The sequence below is a fragment of the Exiguobacterium sp. RIT452 genome (genome assembly GCF_003598705.1).
Classification (GTDB): domain Bacteria; phylum Bacillota; class Bacilli; order Exiguobacteriales; family Exiguobacteriaceae; genus Exiguobacterium_A; species Exiguobacterium_A undae.
Map to the genome: position 1 here is coordinate 184,617 of NZ_QXJB01000002.1, position 19,480 is coordinate 204,096.

A 19,480-nucleotide genomic window follows, 5' to 3' on the forward strand; every position below is an offset into this window, starting at 1 on the left:
TTAGAACATCCGCAGACGTTCTTTTGTATTAACGATCTCTGTAATCCGTACACCGAAGTTTTCTTCGATGACGACGACTTCACCTGTTGCAATCAATGTATTGTTTACGAATACGTCGACCGGTTCACCTGCTAATTTATCGAGTTCAATGATTGAACCCTGCGTCAGTTCCAAAATATCCCGGACCGAGCGACGTGTCCGTCCAAGCTCAACGGTGACATTCAACGGGACATCGTACAGCATCCCGATATTTCCCGGTGGACCTTCTTGTTGCACATCGGAAAACTGACCGAATTGAACGGGACTGACACCGACTGGCTCTTTTTTCGGTTCCGGTGGCGCTTCATACCGTGGTTCCGGTTGCACCTGAGACGCTGCCGGCTGTTCTTGGACCGGCTCAGGTCTACTGACTGGAGCCGCTGGAGCCGGCTCGGTTGTTGTCGTACTGGCACTGAATAATTTCTGAATCAATTGTTTGGAAAATTCAAGAGGTGCCAACTGTACGATTTTGGAGTCAATCAGTGTCCCGATTTTTAAATCAAACTCAATGATGACCATGCTCTCCCATAACGAGAAGCTGTCAACGATACTTTTTTCTTGCGAGAAGTCAAAGATCTCAACCGCAGGTGGTGAAATATCGATCCGCATCGAGAAGACGGTCGACATCGAAGTCGCTGCCGCACCCATCATTTGGTTCATCGCTTCCTGAACCGCTGATAACGCAATCGGCTCCATCTCCAAACTTTCGTCGACGACACCGTCTCCCCCCATCATCAAATTCGCAATGACGGAAGCATCCCGTTGCGTTAAAATCAAGACATTTTCGCCTTTAAAGCCTTCCGTATAGCCGACACGAAGGGCGACGTGTGGAATCGGATACCGACTCCGCAACTCTTCCATCGTAATCATTCGGACGTGCGGTGTTGTGATTTCAACTTTTTGATTCAATAAGGCGGATAAGGCGGTCGCCGAATTACCAAGCGAGATATTCCCGACTTCGCCGAGTGCATCAATTTCCATGTCGTCCAATTGACTTAATTCATCTGTCGAACCTGTGTCAGTTGGTTCGTCAGCTGATGGGGTCCCGCGTAATAACGCATCGATTTCATCTTGCGAAAGCATATCGCTCATGTTATTCCTCCTCAATTCGTTGTAAGACTTGTAAAGCGAGATGCTTCCCATTCAGACCAGGTCGCGCTTTGAACATTTTCCGATCATCGACGAACAATTCAACCGGATCGGATGTACGTGTCTGCAGGGACAGGCAGTCGCCTACCTCGAGGTGTAACAATTCTCCAAACGAAAGTTCCGTCTGGCCGAGCACTGCTTTCAAATCGACGATTGATCCCATCAACTGTGTTTGCATATGTTCCGACTCTTGATTATCGGCTGACTTTCGTTTTTCTTGTTGCATCCAAAAGTGGCTGGATAGTTTTGGAATGATCGGTTCGAGTGTCACGAACGGCAGACAGACGTTCAGCGTCCCGCTGACCTCACCGACCGTTACATAAATCGAGACAAGAATGACCGTCTCATTCGGCGAAACGAGTTGGAGAAACTGCGGATTAATCTCTAAATCGTCATATTCCGCTTCGATCTCCGCAATCGATTCCCATGCTGCACCGTACTGGACAAAGGCCCGCTTAAACAGTTGTGTTAAAATCCGTGTCTCGATTTCGGTCAAATTCTCGATTTTGTTCATCCCTTCACCCGGACCGCCAAGCAGACGGTCAAGCATCGCATAGGCGATGTTCGGATTGACTTCAAAGATGACCCGTCCATCCAGTGGATGGAGGTTGACGAGATTGATCAACGTCATGTTCGGAATCGAATGGATGAATTCGTCATACGGCAGTTGTTCCACTGTATTGACTGTAAACTGGACGTACGTCCGAAGTTGTGCTGAGAAATGTGTCGTCAGAACCCGAGCGAATTGCTCGTGGATTCGTGTCAGGTTACGCATTTGATCTTTTGAGAATCGTAACGCCCGTTTAAAGTCATACACTTTTACCCGTCGTTCCTCTTCTTGACTGCGTATTTCCTCGACTTCCATATCTCCGCTTGAAATGGCTGATAGCAGGGCGTCAATTTCATGTTGTGATAATACTTCGCTCATGCGCCCACCTCACTGGATGATTTTTTTCGTCGTGTAGACACGTTGAACATCGCCTTCTTGCAGAAGCTTTTTAAATTGCCCCCGTAATTTTTCTTCCAGCTTCGCCATGTCTTGTTTTGAATCCAAATCTTGCTTTTTCATCGAAGCCAAGTCACCTAAGATGATGTTGTTGATTTGGAATTTTCGTAACTCTAACTCTTCCCGCGTCGCCGCATCATCCGTGACAATCGTGAACTGAACATTTAAAAACCGCTCGTCTGCGATATTCGTCGTCAAGTCATCGGTTTGAAAACTTCGTTCCTCAAGTTCGGCACCGGTCGGTTGTTCTACTTTCGCTTCCGTCGGATCACTCGTTAACAGATATTTCGAAAGCATATACCCGGCACCGACCATCATGATTGCGACGATGATCATGATGAGTGGTAATTTTAATTTACTCTTCTTCTTTTCTTCTGCCATCTTCGAGCCTCCTAGCACTGTTCAAGCCCGTTAAACCGACTTGTCGGTAAAAGTCGATTGTCGCTGCTTTTACCTCTTCTAACGATTCCTTTACGACATAAGTCTGTCCCCCGACCAGTTGAATCGTTGTATCGGGTGTTGACCGGACCGCTTCAATCAAGATTGCATTTAAGACAAGCGGTGCTTCACGTAATGTCGTCAGCGTAATCATCGTTTGAGATTGACGAGTTCTTCTAAAATTTGATCAGACGTCGTGATGATTCGCGTGTTCGCCTGGAATCCACGTTGGGCAATGATCATTTCCGTGAATTCTTCCGATAAGTCGACGTTCGACATTTCGAGTGTCCCGGATGTCAATTGTCCCAAACCATTTGTGCTTGGTGTCCCCGTTGCTGCAACACCTGAGTTTTGCGAAGCCGCAAACAAGTTTACACCTGATTTTTCAAGTCCGCCTGGATTGGCAAAATTCGCCATCGATACATAACCGACACGCTGTAGATTTCCTGTCCCGTCAACAAATGTGACCAATCCATCCTTTCCGATTGCAAGATTCTGTGCGCCCGTCGGAATTTGTAATTTCATATAACCATTGTTTACTTTTGTTGTAATTTGACCTTGTGCATTGTATTGGTTTGCAGGTAAATTCGCTTGGTCGGCAGGTGGTTGCCCTGGATTAGCCGGTGGTGGATCCGAGAGCCCCACGAGGTAATTCCCGTCTCCTGTTACGATATTCCCTTGAAGATCTGTATAGAAGTTACCTGAGCGCGAATAACGAACACCATCTGCCGTCAAGACTTGATAGAATCCTTCTCCCGAAATCCCGACATCAAGCGTCCGCCCTGTGTTTTGTAGCGCCCCTTGATTATAAACATTGTCGACTGTTGACATCGATGCCCCGAGTCCGACCTGTTTCGGGTTCGTACCACCGACACCGCCACCGTTACCTGATGCAGAACCGACAGATTGGTTGACAAGATCTTTAAACGTGACACGGCCTTTTTTATATCCAAACGTGTTGACGTTGGCGATGTTATTCCCGACGACGTCTAACTTCGTTTGGAAGTTCTTTAACCCACTGATTCCTGAATACATTGAACGTAACATTATTTTTCCTCCTTTGTTTTAATCTCAGTCAGGTCGTAGACACTGACGCTTTTTCCATTCGATAACTCGGCGATGATGTCTACTCCGTCGCGTTTGACACTCAAAACGCTAGCTGTTTCTTTAACGGTCGACTTCGTGTCCACTCCAGAAGCATCTTTTATGACGGTCTCACTTTCATAACTGACGGATTTCCCGATCAGGTTACTGTACGTCATCAAGGCACCCGCATGTTGATTCAGCATCATCGTTTCAATCCCTTTGCCAATCGATTGCATCTGTTCGAGTGAAGAAAATTGCGCCATTTGGGAGATGAACTCTTTATCTTCCATCGGAGCGGTCGGATCCTGATTCGATAACTGGGCAATCAGGATTTTCATGAACATGTCTTTGTCCATCGAATTACTGGATGGTACTTTTGTTTTCTCCGGTAACTGGTAAGACGATGCCTCATTTTTGATTAAATCAGTCATCTTCATCCTCCTCTGGTTCTTCCTCGTAAGGCACAGACTCTTCTTGTTGCCGTTCTCGGCGTTCCTGCGGTAATCCTTGTTCAAATTCCTTTACGGTCGAAGCAAGCAGTCCCGTTTCCACTTTGACGAGTGGCGCTTGTGCTTGCAAAGAAGTATGCAGTTTTCCAAGCTGTTGATCCATCAGTTGCTTGGCCTGTTCCGTTGCTGCAAATAGCTTGACCGTCAACATCCCTTCTTTACGATCCAGCTGGACGACGACTTCACCCAACTGTTCGGGATACAAACGAATCGACATCCGGGTCGAGCCATCAGCGCCTTTTAAGAAAGGGGCTTGCTTTAAGGCGGCTTCGATTCGGTTGGCCAATTGTTCATCGACACTCGAGTTCGGAACCAGATTACGTGTGAGTGTCGATGTCGCTAACGTCATCCGGTCGATTTTTAATCCGGTTAACGCGACGGGTTGTTCTTTCCCTTCCGGATCAGCCACTACTTTCATTGGTTCAAGTCCTTTTTTCCCCTCAATCCAAGTCTTGACTGTATTGCCCATCAACTCCGCCGAAACGGGACGATTCAGAATCGGTGAATCGGCTGACTTTTCTCCGGTTTTAGCGATTACTGCCGGATTCACCGCCGGGAGTGTGTTGAAAAGAAGTACTGCTTTTGGATCCACATTCGCTCGGATTACCGGATTTCCGATCGCCTCTTTAGGTGAGGCGTTCTCTTTTATTCCGCTGACAATCGACGACACGGCTACTACAATCGCTTGTTGGACCGGAGGTGATACCTGTTGCAACAGATCCAGTGCTTGCTCGCCTTGCCCCTCTTGCATCGTTTTAATAAACTGAATCAATTCCATCGCCTTTTTCGGATCTTGTTTCAATTCTTCAAGGGCAGGTTGGTCCAGTAATTGCAAGACCTGTTCGGGCTGCTTCGCCAACTGGAGCACAAACTGTTCCACCTCTGCTTCGTTCATGGATTCCACTGGTGTTGTGTTTTGTTCCTGTGACACGTTTTCTGATCCCGCTGTCGCCGTCTGCGCAAAATACTGCAGTAACGATGCAAAGTTTCCGACGCCCGTCGCCGGAATATCCTTTCCGTTCAGCTTCGTAATCGGTTTCGCTGTCTGTACCTGTTGCAGATCCATCAAATTCATCGTTTCGATTCACCTCTCATTCGACTGCCAACAATTGCGTCAACGCGGCTGCTTTTTTAGGGTCCATCTTTGCCATGATCGCGGCTTGTTGTTCAGCGTCAATGTCTTGGATGATTGGCACAACTTCTGTTGGGCTCAATTCATTTAAAATGTTAGCTGCTTCTTTTGGAGGCATTTCTGCGTAAACATCCGTCACATTTGCCGTCTTTTTTTTCTTGTCCGTGTCTTCGCTTGTTGCAGCGGGTGTAACAGGTGTTTTTTTCAACCGATCCCGCTCGGCAATTAACCGGACGACTTCCTGTTCTTTGGCTTGAAGGACGTCCGCTTGTTCTGTAGCTTGAACACGTAATTTCTTAATTTCTGCGTTCGCCAACTTCAAACGTTTTTCAAGATCGGCTTGTTGACTGGACGTTGACGATTGTGTGGTCGTTTCCTCAGAAGAAAAAGGCATTGAAAAAATCGGACGACCGTTTGCATAATTTAAGACCAGATAAGCTGTAAATAAGAGCAATAATAACGGAATGATCAATAACGGCAGAATCCATTGTTTTGATGATTTTTGATCACTCATGTCGTTCGCCTTCTTCCAAACTGTAATAAGGCCAATTCATCCATCTGATTTTGCTCGACCAGTGCAAGTGACCGCCGATTTTCTTCTAATTGATTGGATTGCAGTCGGGTAAACTTCTTTTCTTCGATTAATGCTTCTTTTAAATCGATTTGAGCCCGCTCATATTGGTTTTTAGCTTGTGTCACGTACAATTGTTGCCGCTCAATTTGTTGTTTAACGACATCGCGTGCACGCTCCCGGTACTGGGAGGCTAACAATTCAACGGCACCCGTCTCGTTTTGAGCTTTTAAAAACGCTTCATAACGAACCAGAAGGTGATACAATTTTTCAACTTCCACTTCATATTGTTTCTTTTTTTCAGCAGTATGTTTTGAAACACGATCCTTTTCCGCTTCCGCTAAAGGGATGATGCGTTCATATATCGTCTTCATACTTGCACCTCCTTTAACGGATTGTCGTGATCAAACGATTCATTCCTTCTTCAAAATGAGATTTTTCTTCCACACGTTGTTTTAAAAACCCTATCAACTCGGGATACTTTTCGACCGCACGGTCAATCTCCTTGTTCGTACCGCTTTTGTAGGCACCGATATTGATTAAATCTTCTGCATCGAGATAGGTGGAAAGCAATTGACGAAATGTAATGGCACTGTCCTTATGTTCAGCGGATGTAATTTGATTCATGACCCGGCTGATCGAGCGCAACACATGAATCGCCGGATACTGCCCTTTATTGGCCAAATTTCGATCCAACACGAAGTGACCGTCGAGAATTCCGCGAACTGCATCGGCAATCGGCTCATTCATGTCATCCCCGTCCACTAAAACCGTGTAAAAGGCGGTAATCGAACCTTCTGTCGTTTTCCCGCTGCGTTCGAGCAATTGAGGCAACAAGGCAAATACACTCGGCGTATATCCTTTTGATGCCGGTGGTTCTCCCGTTGCAAGACCAATCTCCCGTTGCGCCATGGCAAACCGGGTGACGGAGTCCATCATCAGCACGACATTTTTGCCTTGATCTCGGAAATACTCCGCAATCGCCGTTGCCGTATAGGCGCCCTTCAGTCGGACGAGTGGCGGTTGATCACTGGTCGCTACGACGATGATCGACCGACTCATGCCTTCTTCACCCAGTTCCGCCTCGATGAATTCCTTCACTTCTCGCCCCCGCTCACCAATCAGTGCAATGACGTTGATGTCGGCTGTCGAACGTTTGGCAATCATCCCAAGCAAGGTCGATTTCCCGACCCCGGAACCGGCGAACAGTCCAACCCGTTGCCCCTGACCGACCGTCAATAATCCATCAATGGCACGAATTCCGGTCGATAACACTTGATCGATTCGCGGACGATCCAATGGACTCGGTGGTTTACGGACGATTGACGTCGTTCGTAAATGTTTCAGTGACTCTCCGTCCAAGGAACGTCCTAATCCGTCGAGGACTTTGCCGATCAATTCTTCTCCGACCGGAACATGGAGTGGTTTCCCGGTGGCAATAACGATTGAACCCGGGGCAATGGCTGTCGTCTCACCGTACGGCATCAACAAGACATGTCCTTCTCTGAATCCCACCACTTCCGCTTCGATTTCCTCTCCGCGATGAATCCGGATCAAACACCGTTCTCCGATTGCGACCGCTGTTGGTCCACGCGATTCAATCATCAATCCGATGACTTGCACGACTTTACCCGAATGTTGGACCAAGTCTTCCGGACGGACATCCCGAATCGCGGCTTGTAATTGTTTGAGTTTATACATCCTGCAACACCTCAGATAACTGCGCTAGCAATAGATCATAACCGGTAGACAATCCACCTGTAATCGCTCCGTTCTCCGAGTCAATCCGGAAGTCCCGCGCTGCCAGTTCCGGATCAATCCGCAGGCTGATGGTCGCCGTTCCGCCTAAAATCGTATGCAGTCGCTCCTCTAGTAAGACGACCCGTTCAAAATCTTCGGCGGATGTGTAGACAATCAGTTTTTCACGATCGCGGAATTGCAGAATCAACTTATGAATGGTCTGATAGAGTGCTTCTTCGTCCGTATCATGTAGCCGTTCCAAAAACTGATGTGTCAGTTGCAGCGAAAGCGCACAGAGTTCGTCTTCCATCATGACAATTCGGTCAGCAAACATTTGTTCAAGGCGGTGCGTAAATTGATTCGTCTCTTCAATCCGTTGTTGATACACATTTTGTCCAGCTTGTTGGCCGGATTCAAAACCATCCGCATATCCTTGTTGTCGTGCTTCTTCTAGCACAGCGATTCGTTCTTGTTCCAGTGCAGCCCGCTGCGCCTGTTCTTGTTGTTCTAATACCGCTTGTTGTTGTTGCAGTCGTTCCTGTCCTTCATTCATCATCTCTTCATAGGAAACGATGGGTTCCGGATCAACTGCCTGCGGTGAGCTTGTCTGGTGAAAAATCGTTTTCTGATCCCGTTCAAAAACAATTTTCCGTTTAATGACGTTAGACAACGATATCATCTCCTCCACCACGTGCTACCACGATCTCACCCATATCTTCTAAGCGACGAATGATGCCGACAATCCGACTTTGTGCTTCTTCAACATCACGCAACCGAACGGGTCCCATGAATTCCATGTCTTCTTTAAATGATTCGACCATCCGTTGTGACATGTTTCGGTACACCATTTCTTTAACGTCATCTGAAGACACTTTAAGCGAAAGCAACAAGTCTTCATTCGATACTTCGCGGATGATGCGTTGAATGGCACGGGCATCAAGTGTGACGATGTCTTCAAAGACAAACATCCGTTTTTTAATTTCTTCTGCTAATTCCGGATCTTGGATTTCAAGCGTATCCAAAATAGTCCGTTCCGTTGTTCGGTCGACACCGTTCAAGACTTGGACAACGGCTTCAATACCACCCGACTGGGCATAATCTTGCATGCCGGCTTGTGACAGGTTCCGCTCCAGAATTTGTTCGACCTCACTGATGATTTCCGGATTCATCCGATCCATCGTCGCAATCCGTCGTGCCACATCCGATTGCGCTTCTGCCGGAAGTTCGGATAGAATTTGTCCCGATTTTGCCGGGTCCAAATGCGCTAATACCAAGGCAATTGTTTGCGGATGTTCATTTTGAATGAAATTCAGTAATTGCTTTGGATCAGCCTTTCTTGCGAATTCAAACGGTCTGACCTGTAAAGTCGACGTCAAGCGATAGATGAGCTCCATCGCTTTCTCTTCACCGAGCGCTTTTTCAAGAACCGATTTCGCAAATCCAATACCACCTTGTGTAATGTAGTTTTGTGCCATTGCCAAATCATGAAATTCTTCCAGCACTTCCAGTTTTTCTTCCGGATCAATCCGTTTCATACTGGAAATTTGTAAGGTCAGCCATTCCATTTCTTCTTCCGACAGATGTTTGTAGACACTTGCTGCCACTTCCGGTCCAAGCGAAATCATTAAAATCGCAGCTTTTTCGCGACTATTCATCTCTAATTTTTTCATGTCATCAATCCTCCGCTAACCATGTGCGTAATAACTTCGCAAATTCATCTGGATTAGATGAGGCAAGTTTCTCAAGCTGTTTCCGTTTGACTGCACCGTCACTTGTATCTTCCGTTGACAGCTCAGGAATATCCGTTTCAATCGGCGTCCACTCTTCCAGTTCTTCGAGTTCAGCTGTTCGTTTTCTGCGCATCAAGAGGAAAATTGCACCTACTACCACCAATGCGGCAGCACCTAATGCGAACCAGACCCACATCGGTGTCGTTTCCGTCGTCACCGTTTCTTTTGGTGTCTCAGCAAATGGACGAGACATGACGACGACTTTATTTGCAAGTTCTGCATCCGTTAACGTCGTTTTGGCATCTTCTTTTGTTAAAGATGTGCGAATGATGGAATACATCATCGTCTGAAGATCGGTTTGCAGTTGTGGATCGATTTGATTTTGACCTTTTGGTGGCTCGACGATGACTTGAATCCCCAAATCGCGGATTTCATAAGGCGCACCCGTGATTTGTTTCGTAATCCGATTCACTTCATAGTTGATGATATCGTGTGTTTTCTCACTGGTATCACCTGTCGTGCCGGTACCTTCCGGGAAGTTGATCGTTTCGTTCTCACCGGTTCCGGCTGTTCCTTCGTTGGCTGCTCCGGTGTAGGCTTCCGCTACTTTTTCAGCAGACGTAACGATTCCTTCGATTTTATCCGGATCAACCGGTTCGACTAATTTTTGTTCTTCTTGGCGTTGGGTGACATCTACATCCGCTGTCACGGAAACCAATGCCTTTTGTGGTCCGAGGACAACCGACAACATCTGTTGGATTTGTTTTCGTAAATCGTTTTCCGTCGTCTTTTTTAATTGCATCGGATCTGTACCGCCAGCAGTCTGTGATCCTTTACCAGGTTCATAGTACGTAAAGTATTGATCCATGATCGTAATGTTTTCCTCTTTTAAGTTTGGAATACTTTTTGCGATCAAATGGTATAGACCTTGGACGGTCTGTTGATTCAAGTCACTCCCGGCACTAGACGTCAACACGACCGAAACCGTTGAGGTTTCTTCTTGATCGGATAAAAAGACACTTTTCTCAGGTAAGGTGATCATGACTTTTGCTGCATCAATCCCGTTCACTTGTGTAATCAAGTTTTCAAGTTCGGTCTGCATCGTGTCTCGCTCTAAAATATTCATTTCTTTGTCCGTCGTTCCGAAACCAGCGTTTTCACTAAAGAAGGAATAATCGATTTGACCGGACTTTGGAATACCCGCTGTTGCGAGTTCAACTTTTAGGTTTTCAGCACTTTCTTCCGGAACAAGAATCGTCACACCGTCCGTTCCGCTGACAACTTCTGATTTGACGCCGTCTTCATTTAGTTTCTCCGTCACTTGACCTGCTTCTTCTGGAGAAAGTTTCGAATATAATGGCGTCATTGTTGGTTTCGTCAACCAGATCGATGCGACGATGATGGCTGCTATTACAACTAGAACCAATCCGATGATTGTTGCTTTTTTCGCTAGTGACCATTCTTGCCACGTCGTTTTTAATGCGCCAAAGCGCGTTTTTAATCCTTCATTCATCAAACATCTCCCACGCTTTCCTCAACAATCACAGTTGCATACGCATCATTTCTTGGTATGCTTCGATGCCTTTATTACGGACTTCGATAGCGAGCTGCATAGAAAGCGATGCTTCTTCTGTTTTGATCATGATGTTATGTAAGTCGGTTGTCTTTCCGGTCGCAAGATCGACCCGTGCCTGGGATGAAGCTTGTTGGGCTTCATTTAAGCCATTCATGGCTTGACTCAATACTTCACTGAAATCACTTGGTGTCGTTTTTGCTACAGACTGAGACGGTAGGACCATCTGCATATTTTGAATCGGTTGAATCGCCATCTTGTCATCTCCTTATTACTTACCGATTTCCATTGCTTTGACTAACATTGCTTTTGTTGCATTCAATGCGGTGACGTTCGCTTCATATGAGCGTGTCGCCCCCATCATATCGACCATTTCCTTTAATAAATCAACATTCGGCATTTTGACGTACCCTAAATCATCCGCATCTGGATGGTTCGGATTGTATTCTAATTTAAACGGCTCTTGATCCTTTCGAATCTCACTCACGGTCACACCGTTGCCGGTTTCTTTTAAGACCGCTAATTTTCGGGCGTAAGGCTGCCATTCGCCGTTGACCAATTCCCCACGTGTCGTCTGAGCATTGGCGATATTCGCCGAAACGGTATCCAGTCGCAGCCGTTGTGCTGTCAGCCCCGTCGCAGATGTATGAAATCCTGAGAACATACTCATTGTTTAACGTCCTCCCCGAATGACAGATTGAATGCCAGAGAATTTCCGGTTCAACTGTTCGACCAGTGCTTCATACTCAATCTGGTTGCGTGATAATTCAGACATTTCGAGATCAATATCGACACCGTTACCGTCGTTACGCATCGCAGACGATTGTTCAACGATACTCCCGGAAGAACCGATCGTGGCATGGCGTTTCAAACTCATTTTCATTTCCGAATTCAAGACATCCCCAAACACAAGACGTTTTGCTTTGTAACCCGGGGTGTCGACATTCGCAATATTTGTTGAAATTACTTTTTGCGCTGACACCGTCCGATTGACGGCCTGTGTCATCGTTGCATAATCTGAACCAAGCCAGTTCATCATTCAACCTCCACTCATATCTATTTTTAAAAATCTCAGTATTATAACGTAAGCGGTTAGTAACATATCTGAAATAATTGAAACAAATAGGTCAATGTTTGAAAAGAAGTTTTTTGAACAAAAGGGGAATGAGATGTTAAATTTACACTTTTTAAACCCTTTTCTTATAAAAATGATAAATAATACCTATAAAAAAAAGAAGACCTAGTGAATCACTAGGTCTTCTTCATAATTCTTACATTTCCTTTTTAGTTCGATTTAATACGTTCTAATTCATAGAGGAAATTATCGTTCAAGATTTTGATGTATGTGCCCTTCATCCCAAGCGAACGGGATTCAATGACACCGGCACTCTCGAGTTTACGAAGTGCATTGACGATGACTGAACGTGTAATGCCGACACGATCCGCAATTTTTGAAGCAACGAGTAATCCTTCGTTTCCATCTAATTCTTCAAAGATGTGTTCGATGGCTTCAAGCTCCGAATAGGAGAGTGAATTGATTGCCATTTGGACGACTGCTTTCTTTCGTGCCTTGTCTTCTGCTTCATGTGCCTTTTCACGCAAGATCTCCATTCCAACGACGGTTGCTCCGTACTCTGCCAAAACAAGATCCTCTTCGTTGAAATCTTCGATCATTCGACCAAGAACAAGTGTTCCAAGGCGTTCTCCACCGCCGATGATTGGAACGATCGTTGTTTTTGATGTCTCAAACATCTCCCGGTTATCAATCGGAAAAGCCGTGTGCTCGCTGTCGATGGCAATGTTTGCCGTCGTTTCTGTTACGTTAAATAATTTTTTCGTGTAATCTTCCGGGAACTGGCGTTCTTCGAGGAAACCACGAATCCGTGCGTTTTCAATCTGTTGCTTGATCGCAATGCCAAGCAACTTTCCACGACGGCTGACAATGAATGTATTCGACTCCATGACTTCGCTTAGGCGGTCTGCCATGACCTTAAAGTCTACGTGTGTGCTTGCTTCTTGTTGTAACATCGTGTTGAGCTTTCGTGTTTTTGCCAGTAAATTCATGATTTTCTTCCTCCACTTATAAGATGAACTGACTTAGGTCACGATCATCTGCTACTTTTCCGACTCGATCCATGACATATTGCGGTGTAATGGTCACATCTGTTTCCGGCATATCTGCCGCTTCAAATGATAGTTCTTCCAGCACACGCTCCATGATGGTATATAAACGGCGAGCACCGATATTATCTGTTTCATCATTCACTTGTGCCGCTATCCGTGCAATTTGACGGATGGCTTCTTCGGTAAAGGTCACATGTACCTGTTCCGCCCCAAGTAAGGCTTTGTATTGTTTGAGTAAAGCTTGGTTTGGTTCCGTCAGGATTTTAACGAAATCGTCTTCCGTCAGACTGTCGAGTTCCACCCGGATTGGAAAACGTCCCTGCAATTCGGGAATCAAATCGGACGGTTTTGCCATATGAAAGGCACCGGCTGCAATAAATAACATGTGATCAGTCTTGACCGGTCCATATTTTGTGACGACCGTTGACCCTTCGACAATCGGTAAGATGTCCCGCTGGACGCCTTCACGCGACACACCGGCACTGTCGTGACCTTTTGTCGCAATCTTATCGATTTCATCGACGAAGATGATGCCCATCTGTTCCGCGCGACGGACCGCTTCATCATGCACTTCATTTAAATCGAGTAACCGTTCCGCTTCTTCCGCCGTCAAAATCGGACGTGCCTCTTTGACGCTCAATTGACGCTTTTTCGTTTTCTTCGGCATCACTTGTCCGAGCATGTCTTGCAAGTTTGCTAGACCTTCCATCCCCTGTTGGCCGGAGAACAGATCCATTTGCCGCTCTTCGATGTCAACATCAATCATGCGGTCTTCTAGTTGACCTTGGAAAAGTTGTTGACGAATCACCGAGCGGTCTGCTGTATCGTTCGCAGTTTCTTGTTCAGGTGGTTTTTGGTTGCCTCCAAATAACATCTCAAACGGATTGCCGCCCCCAAGACCGGCGGAAGATTTTTTCCCAACCAGAGCATCGACGATTCGTTCGTTTGCGACTGCCTCGGCACGTTCTTTCAGGGCTTCTTTCTTCTCATCCTTTACGAGGCGAAGTGATGCCTCCACTAAATCACGGACCATCGATTCGACGTCTCGTCCGACATAGCCGACTTCCGTAAACTTTGTCGCTTCAATTTTGACGAACGGTGCCCGGACTAATTTCGCCAGTCGGCGCGCAATCTCCGTTTTACCGACGCCAGTCGGTCCGATCATCAAAATATTTTTAGGTGTCACTTCATCACGCAAACTTGGATCGAGTAATTGACGACGGTAACGATTACGAAGCGCAATCGCGACAGCCCGTTTGGCATCGGCTTGACCAATGACATGTTCATTTAGTTTTTCCACGATTTGTCTCGGTGTAAATTCATGCATCTGCACTTCCCCCAATCGTTTCTAAAATGATTTGATCATTCGTAAACACACATAGCTCTCCAGCTGTTTCAAGAGCCGCCCGTGCAATCTCTTCAGCCGTCAGATGTGCTGCATGGCGTACTAACGCCCGTCCTGCTGCCAGGGCATAGTTACCGCCTGAACCGATTGCTAGGATCCCATCATCCGGCTCAATCACTTCCCCGTTTCCGGATACAAGCAACAAATGACTGCCGTCCATGACGAGCAATAACGCTTCGAGTTGCCGTAACATCTTATCGCCACGCCATTCTTTTGCTAATTCGACGGCAGCTCGTTGCAGATTCCCGTTGTACATCTCGAGTTTCGCTTCAAACTTTTCAAATAGTGTGAACGCATCGGCAACACTTCCAGCAAAACCGGCAATCACTTTGCCGCCATAGAGACGTCGTACTTTTTTCGCACTTTTCTTCATGATGACTTGGTTTCCGAAGGTCACTTGTCCATCCCCGCTCATCGCGGATTGACCGTTATGTTGAATGGCAAAAATCGTCGTTGCATGAAACATTTTGTTTCCTCCCTTAGGCACGCGGATGCGCTTGCTGGTAAACATGACGAAGGCGTTCCGTCGTGACGTGTGTGTACTGTCCCGTTGTCGATAATGAAGCATGACCAAGCAATTCCTGTACAGCTCGTAAATCGGCTCCACGTTCCAGAAGATCTGTTGCAAAGCTATGTCGTAAGGCATGTGGTGTGACGTGTTTCGAAAGCAGGGGATCCCCTTTTTTGAGAATCTTTCGAATCCCGTCGGTCGTCAAACGCCGACCTGACCGGGAAAGAAACAAGGCCTGTTCATCACCCTCCATTGGTGTCCGCTCAACTAAGTAAGCGGCCAGCGCTTTTCTCGCAAACGATCCAATGGGTGTAATGCGTTCCTTTCTTCCTTTTCCATACACATGAACATATTCTAAATCCTGATCCAAATCCTTGAGGTTCAATCCGGCTAGTTCACTGACACGCATGCCAGTTGCATACAGCAATTCGATCAATGCCACGTTTCGGACACCAAACGCATCTGACGTCCGGAAAGCCTCCAGAAAACGTTCGTATTCGGACGGTACTAAAAACGTTGGTAACGTCTGAACACGTTTTGGTGCCTTCAGTCCGTCGAATGGATTCACGTTGTCCGTATCCCGTGTAATAAACCGTCCGAACTGTTTTAAGCAAGAGACTTTTTGAGCAATGGTCGATCTGGATGCGTTTTGATCGTAAAGGGCAAACAAATAACGCCGTGCAGTTGCCAATTCAATCGATCTCAGCTGATGATCGAGGCAAAAAGCGGCGTATTGTCGAAGTGTTTGATCATAAGAGCGGCCCGTATTTGGAGATAATTGACGTTCGATGTGTACATACCGCAAAAAAGATTTCCGCAGTAGGTCAAACTCTGAGTCTACTCCCATTAGTGAGCCTCCTTCTAACCATTTCATACTCGAATCGACCTTAGCATAGCATACCGGAAGTAGTCTGACAATAGACCAAAAACCAGAAAGATGACAAAATTATCACGCTTTTATGACAAATTAAGAAATGGGCGAAAAGAACGCTGAAATGCGCCTTTTCCCCCATCTTTTCTTACATATCTGTAAAGTCTTTGATTGCTTCGAGTGCCCGTTCGGCAAAGAGCGCATACTTCTCTGGTTTCTTCATGCGTCCGGTCTGTCCGACCAGCGCCGGAACAAGTCCGAAGTTTGCATTCATCGGTTGGAAGTTCTTTCCTTCCGTCGTCGTGATGTAGTGAGCCATTGCCCCCATCATCGTCTCTTTCGGGAAAGCCACCGGTTCTGCTTCATTGATCAGACGCGCTGCATTGATTCCTGCCATCAAACCAGAAGCGGCCGATTCGACATACCCTTCCACACCCGTCATTTGTCCGGCAAAGAACAAATCATGACGTGTCCGCGTTTGATAAGTCGGTTGGAGCAGGTTCGGCGAGTTCACAAACGTATTTCGGTGCATGACGCCATAGCGGACGATCTCTGCATTCTCAAGACCTGGAATCAGGCGGATGATCCGTTTTTGTTCGCCCCACTTCAGATGCGTTTGGAAACCGACCAGATTGAACAGCGTACCGGCTGAATTATCTTGACGAAGTTGAACGACGGCATACGGACGTTTTCCGGTTTTCGGATCTTCGAGACCCACCGGTTTCATCGGTCCGAATAATAACGTCTTTGGTCCACGCGATGCAAGTACTTCAAACGGCATGCAGCCTTCAAAATAAATTTCTTTTTCGAATTCTTTTAGCGGAACGACTTCCGCTTGAATCAATTCGTTATGGAAATGCGTAAACTCTTCTTCTGTCATCGGACAGTTCAAGTAAGCGGCTTCGCCCTTGTCATAACGTGACTTGAGGTAGACCTTCTCCCGGTCGATCGTATCACCGTCAAGAATCGGTGCTGCGGCATCAAAGAAGTACAGGTAATCTTCTCCTGTGAACTGTTTTAATGACTCCGATAAAGCAGCACTCGTCAACGGACCCGTCGCAACGATGGTTGGACCGTCCGGAATCGCTTCAATCTCTTCATGATGAACGGTAACGTTCGGGTGATTCTTTAATGTCTCTGTCACGTATCCTGCAAAGTCATGGCGGTCGACGGCAAGTGCTCCACCTGCCGGAACACTCGCCAAGTCAGCTGCCTTCATGATCAAGGAATCCAGTTGACGCATTTCTTCTTTTAATACACCGACTGCATTCGTCAATTGATTCGCCCGTAGTGAATTTGAACAAACGAGCTCTGCAAATTGATCCGTATGGTGAGCAGGGGTCTGCTTCACTGGTCGCATTTCATATAAATCTACTTGAACGCCACGTTTCGCAAGTTGCCATGCTGCTTCAGAACCTGCGAGTCCGGCGCCGATCACGGTTACTCGTTTCACCGGTCATTCCTCCTCTTGCTCCTGATCGATGCGTGTTTCATGATGTCCGCAAGACGTACATTCTACTTTCACACCGTTCTTGATTTTCTTTTGTACCATCATACTGCTACAAACCGGACATGGTTCTTCGACCGGTTTATCCCATGAAACGAATTCACATTCCGGATAATTGGAACAGCCGTAGAACAGGCGGCCTTTTTTACTCCGGCGTTCCACAATCTCACCCGTTCCGCATGTCGGACATTTGACACCGATTTCGACTTGAATCGGTTTGGTGTTCCGGCATTCTGGGAAATTCGAGCACGCCATGAATTTACCATAACGGCCCATCTTGATGACCATTGCGTGCCCACAGACTTCACAGTCTTCTCCGGCTGGTTCATCCTTGATTTCGATTTTTTCAATCTCGGCTTCTGCCCGTGTCAAACGTTTCGCGAACGATTTATAAATCGGATCGACGACTTCTGTCCACTGCATATCACCCTTTTCGATCGCATCAAGCAAGGCTTCCATATCGGCCGTAAACTGGACGGTGATGAATTCTTGGAAGTAGTCGCTGATCATATCGATGACGAGTTCACCGAGTTCCGTCGGCAAGAATTTTTTCTCTTCCAGCGTCACATACCCACGTTTTTGAATCGTATCCAGTGTCGGAGCATACGTCGACGGACGACCAATTCCGAGTTCTTCCATCGCCCGGACAAGCCGTGCCTCTGTATAACGTGGCGGTGGTTGCGTGAAATGTTGTTTCGGTTCAATCATTTCTTGTTGCAACACTTCTCCATCGTCAAGTGGAGGCAATAACCCTTCCTTAACGTCAGTCACGGCTTCATCGTCTGTATCCTCGATATAGACTTTCATGAATCCTGCGAACTTGACCGTTGAACCGTTTGCGCGGAACGTCACTCCGTTTGAGACAAGGTCCACTTTTACGGTATCCAGGACGGCAGGTGCCATCTGGCTGGCGACAAACCGTTCCCAAATCAGTTTGTATAAACGGAACTGATCGCGTGACAAATATGATTTGACCAGTTGCGGATCCCGCATCGTGGATGTCGGACGAACGGCTTCGTGGGCATCTTGCGAATTTGCCGCTTTTTTCTCTTTCCGTTTCTCAACGGCAATGTATTCTTTTCCGTACGCATTTTCAATGAAGCCGTGCGCTTCGAGATTCGCCGTTTCAGAAGTTCGTGTCGAGTCTGTTCGCATGTAGGTGATCAAACCGACGGTCCCTTCTTTTCCGAGCTCGATTCCTTCATACAATTGCTGGGCAATCATCATCGTCTTCTTCGCTCGGAAATTCAGCTTACGCGCTGCTTCTTGTTGAAGCGAACTGGTCGTAAACGGAAGTGCCGGATTACGCCGCCGCTCTTTTTTCGTCACAGAATCAACGGTAAACGACTGGGAAAGTTGCGCCAACACTTCGTTGACCTCTTCTTCCGAGTGCAACTCACGTTTTTTGCCATCTATTCCATAAAAGTTTGCTTCTAGTTTTTCACCGTTGGCATCCAACTCGAGTTTGATCGTCCAGTACTCTTCTGGTAAAAAGGCATTGATTTCCTGTTCCCGGTCAATGATCATCTTCACCGCAACGGATTGAACACGTCCTGCCGATAATCCTTTTTTGATTTTTTTCCAAAGTAATGGACTCATGCTGTATCCCACAAGACGGTCCAAGATACGCCGTGCCTGTTGTGCATCGACAAGATCATAGTTGATCTTGCGGGGTCTCTTGAACGAATCTTTGATGGCATCTTTTGTGATCTCATTAAAGACGACCCGACATTCCGTCGATTCATCGACGCCGAGGGCTTTCGCCAAGTGCCAGGCAATCGCTTCCCCTTCACGGTCGGGGTCGGCCGCGAGATAAATTTTTTGTGCTTTTTTAGCCGCAGTTTTTAATTCTTTTAATACCGGACCTTTACCACGAATCGTAATATACTTCGGTTCATAGTCATGTTCAACGTCAACACCCATTTGGCTCTTTGGCAAATCGATAACATGCCCCATCGAAGCTTTCACGGTATAGTTCGAACCGAGATAACGTTTGATGGTTTTTGCCTTTGCAGGTGATTCGACGATTACTAGATATTTTGCCATTGCAATCGCTCCCTATTAGAGGCGTACTCGTATTTTAATCTCA

The 19,480-nt window shown here is 46.7% G+C and carries 22 protein-coding genes; all 22 read right to left on the reverse strand.

All coding sequences use genetic code 11. The features are described from left to right. The 22 genes from fliY to topA all read right to left on the reverse strand — a co-directional run bounded on the left by fliY (position 1) and on the right by topA (position 19,437). The gene (fliY, locus tag D3D03_RS06440; RefSeq protein ID WP_119923184.1) at positions 1 to 1,131 is read right to left on the reverse strand and encodes a flagellar motor switch phosphatase FliY; all 1,131 of its coding nucleotides are present in this window, start codon (positions 1,129 to 1,131) and stop codon (positions 1 to 3) included. A 1-nt stretch (position 1,132) separates the two neighbouring features. After that, positions 1,133 to 2,116: a flagellar motor switch protein FliM gene (gene fliM, locus D3D03_RS06445; protein ID WP_012370738.1), complete on the reverse strand. Its 984-nt coding sequence runs from the start codon at positions 2,114 to 2,116 to the stop codon at positions 1,133 to 1,135. Positions 2,117 to 2,125: 9 nt separating this feature from the next. Beyond that, positions 2,126 to 2,575 (reverse strand): flagellar basal body-associated FliL family protein, encoded by a 450-nt coding sequence (locus D3D03_RS06450; protein ID WP_119923185.1) that lies wholly within the window; start codon positions 2,573 to 2,575, stop codon positions 2,126 to 2,128. Further along, complete coding sequence (locus D3D03_RS06455; protein ID WP_026832639.1) at positions 2,550 to 2,786, reverse strand: flagellar FlbD family protein; 237 nt, start codon at positions 2,784 to 2,786, stop codon at positions 2,550 to 2,552. Before D3D03_RS06455 ends, D3D03_RS06450 begins: the two co-directional genes overlap by 26 nt. Then, positions 2,783 to 3,679: a flagellar basal body rod protein FlgG gene (flgG, locus tag D3D03_RS06460; RefSeq protein WP_119923186.1), complete on the reverse strand. Its 897-nt coding sequence runs from the start codon at positions 3,677 to 3,679 to the stop codon at positions 2,783 to 2,785. Before flgG ends, D3D03_RS06455 begins: the two co-directional genes overlap by 4 nt. Beyond that, complete coding sequence (locus tag D3D03_RS06465) at positions 3,679 to 4,149, reverse strand: flagellar hook capping FlgD N-terminal domain-containing protein (protein ID WP_119923187.1); 471 nt, start codon at positions 4,147 to 4,149, stop codon at positions 3,679 to 3,681. The genes flgG and D3D03_RS06465 overlap by 1 nt, the downstream gene beginning before the upstream one ends. Next, a complete protein-coding gene (locus tag D3D03_RS06470) occupies positions 4,142 to 5,302 on the reverse strand; it encodes a flagellar hook-length control protein FliK (protein ID WP_119923188.1) in 1,161 nt (386 codons plus the stop codon). The genes D3D03_RS06465 and D3D03_RS06470 overlap by 8 nt, the downstream gene beginning before the upstream one ends. Before the next feature lie 16 nt (positions 5,303 to 5,318). Further along, complete coding sequence (locus D3D03_RS06475; protein ID WP_026832635.1) at positions 5,319 to 5,873, reverse strand: MotE family protein; 555 nt, start codon at positions 5,871 to 5,873, stop codon at positions 5,319 to 5,321. Next, entirely contained in the window at positions 5,870 to 6,304 is a 435-nt protein-coding gene (locus D3D03_RS06480; protein ID WP_026832634.1) for a flagellar export protein FliJ, read from the reverse strand. Before D3D03_RS06480 ends, D3D03_RS06475 begins: the two co-directional genes overlap by 4 nt. Before the next feature lie 13 nt (positions 6,305 to 6,317). Beyond that, complete coding sequence (fliI, locus tag D3D03_RS06485) at positions 6,318 to 7,631, reverse strand: flagellar protein export ATPase FliI (protein ID WP_035387600.1); 1,314 nt, start codon at positions 7,629 to 7,631, stop codon at positions 6,318 to 6,320. Continuing rightward, positions 7,624 to 8,349: a FliH/SctL family protein gene (locus D3D03_RS06490; RefSeq protein WP_119923189.1), complete on the reverse strand. Its 726-nt coding sequence runs from the start codon at positions 8,347 to 8,349 to the stop codon at positions 7,624 to 7,626. Before D3D03_RS06490 ends, fliI begins: the two co-directional genes overlap by 8 nt. Further along, a complete protein-coding gene (gene fliG / locus D3D03_RS06495; RefSeq protein ID WP_026832631.1) occupies positions 8,333 to 9,340 on the reverse strand; it encodes a flagellar motor switch protein FliG in 1,008 nt (335 codons plus the stop codon). The genes D3D03_RS06490 and fliG overlap by 17 nt, the downstream gene beginning before the upstream one ends. A 4-nt stretch (positions 9,341 to 9,344) precedes the next feature. Further along, on the reverse strand, positions 9,345 to 10,913 hold the full coding sequence (fliF, locus tag D3D03_RS06500) for a flagellar basal-body MS-ring/collar protein FliF (RefSeq protein WP_119923190.1): 1,569 nt from the start codon (positions 10,911 to 10,913) through the stop codon (positions 9,345 to 9,347). Positions 10,914 to 10,941: 28 nt separating this feature from the next. Further along, entirely contained in the window at positions 10,942 to 11,229 is a 288-nt protein-coding gene (gene fliE / locus D3D03_RS06505) for a flagellar hook-basal body complex protein FliE (protein WP_026832629.1), read from the reverse strand. A gap of 15 nt (positions 11,230 to 11,244) precedes the next feature. Beyond that, positions 11,245 to 11,643 carry a flagellar basal body rod protein FlgC gene (flgC, locus tag D3D03_RS06510; protein WP_026832628.1) on the reverse strand — a complete coding sequence of 133 codons (399 nt, stop codon included), beginning with the start codon at positions 11,641 to 11,643 and terminating at the stop codon, positions 11,245 to 11,247. A gap of 3 nt (positions 11,644 to 11,646) precedes the next feature. Continuing rightward, on the reverse strand, positions 11,647 to 12,009 hold the full coding sequence (gene flgB, locus D3D03_RS06515) for a flagellar basal body rod protein FlgB (protein ID WP_026832627.1): 363 nt from the start codon (positions 12,007 to 12,009) through the stop codon (positions 11,647 to 11,649). Positions 12,010 to 12,257: 248 nt separating this feature from the next. Then, complete coding sequence (gene codY, locus D3D03_RS06520; RefSeq protein WP_026832626.1) at positions 12,258 to 13,037, reverse strand: GTP-sensing pleiotropic transcriptional regulator CodY; 780 nt, start codon at positions 13,035 to 13,037, stop codon at positions 12,258 to 12,260. 16 nt (positions 13,038 to 13,053) lie between these two features. Beyond that, a complete protein-coding gene (hslU, locus tag D3D03_RS06525) occupies positions 13,054 to 14,430 on the reverse strand; it encodes an ATP-dependent protease ATPase subunit HslU (protein ID WP_026832625.1) in 1,377 nt (458 codons plus the stop codon). Beyond that, positions 14,417 to 14,968, reverse strand: a complete 552-nt coding sequence (gene hslV / locus D3D03_RS06530; RefSeq protein ID WP_026832624.1) for an ATP-dependent protease subunit HslV — start codon at positions 14,966 to 14,968, stop codon at positions 14,417 to 14,419. The genes hslU and hslV overlap by 14 nt, the downstream gene beginning before the upstream one ends. A gap of 13 nt (positions 14,969 to 14,981) precedes the next feature. Continuing rightward, positions 14,982 to 15,860, reverse strand: coding sequence for a tyrosine-type recombinase/integrase (locus tag D3D03_RS06535; RefSeq protein ID WP_026832623.1), 879 nt, complete (start codon positions 15,858 to 15,860; stop codon positions 14,982 to 14,984). A gap of 172 nt (positions 15,861 to 16,032) precedes the next feature. Next, positions 16,033 to 17,337 carry an FADH(2)-oxidizing methylenetetrahydrofolate--tRNA-(uracil(54)-C(5))-methyltransferase TrmFO gene (gene trmFO, locus D3D03_RS06540; protein ID WP_026832622.1) on the reverse strand — a complete coding sequence of 435 codons (1,305 nt, stop codon included), beginning with the start codon at positions 17,335 to 17,337 and terminating at the stop codon, positions 16,033 to 16,035. Positions 17,338 to 17,340: 3 nt separating this feature from the next. Continuing rightward, entirely contained in the window at positions 17,341 to 19,437 is a 2,097-nt protein-coding gene (gene topA, locus D3D03_RS06545) for a type I DNA topoisomerase (protein WP_026832621.1), read from the reverse strand. Between the last annotated feature and the right edge of the window lie 43 nt (positions 19,438 to 19,480).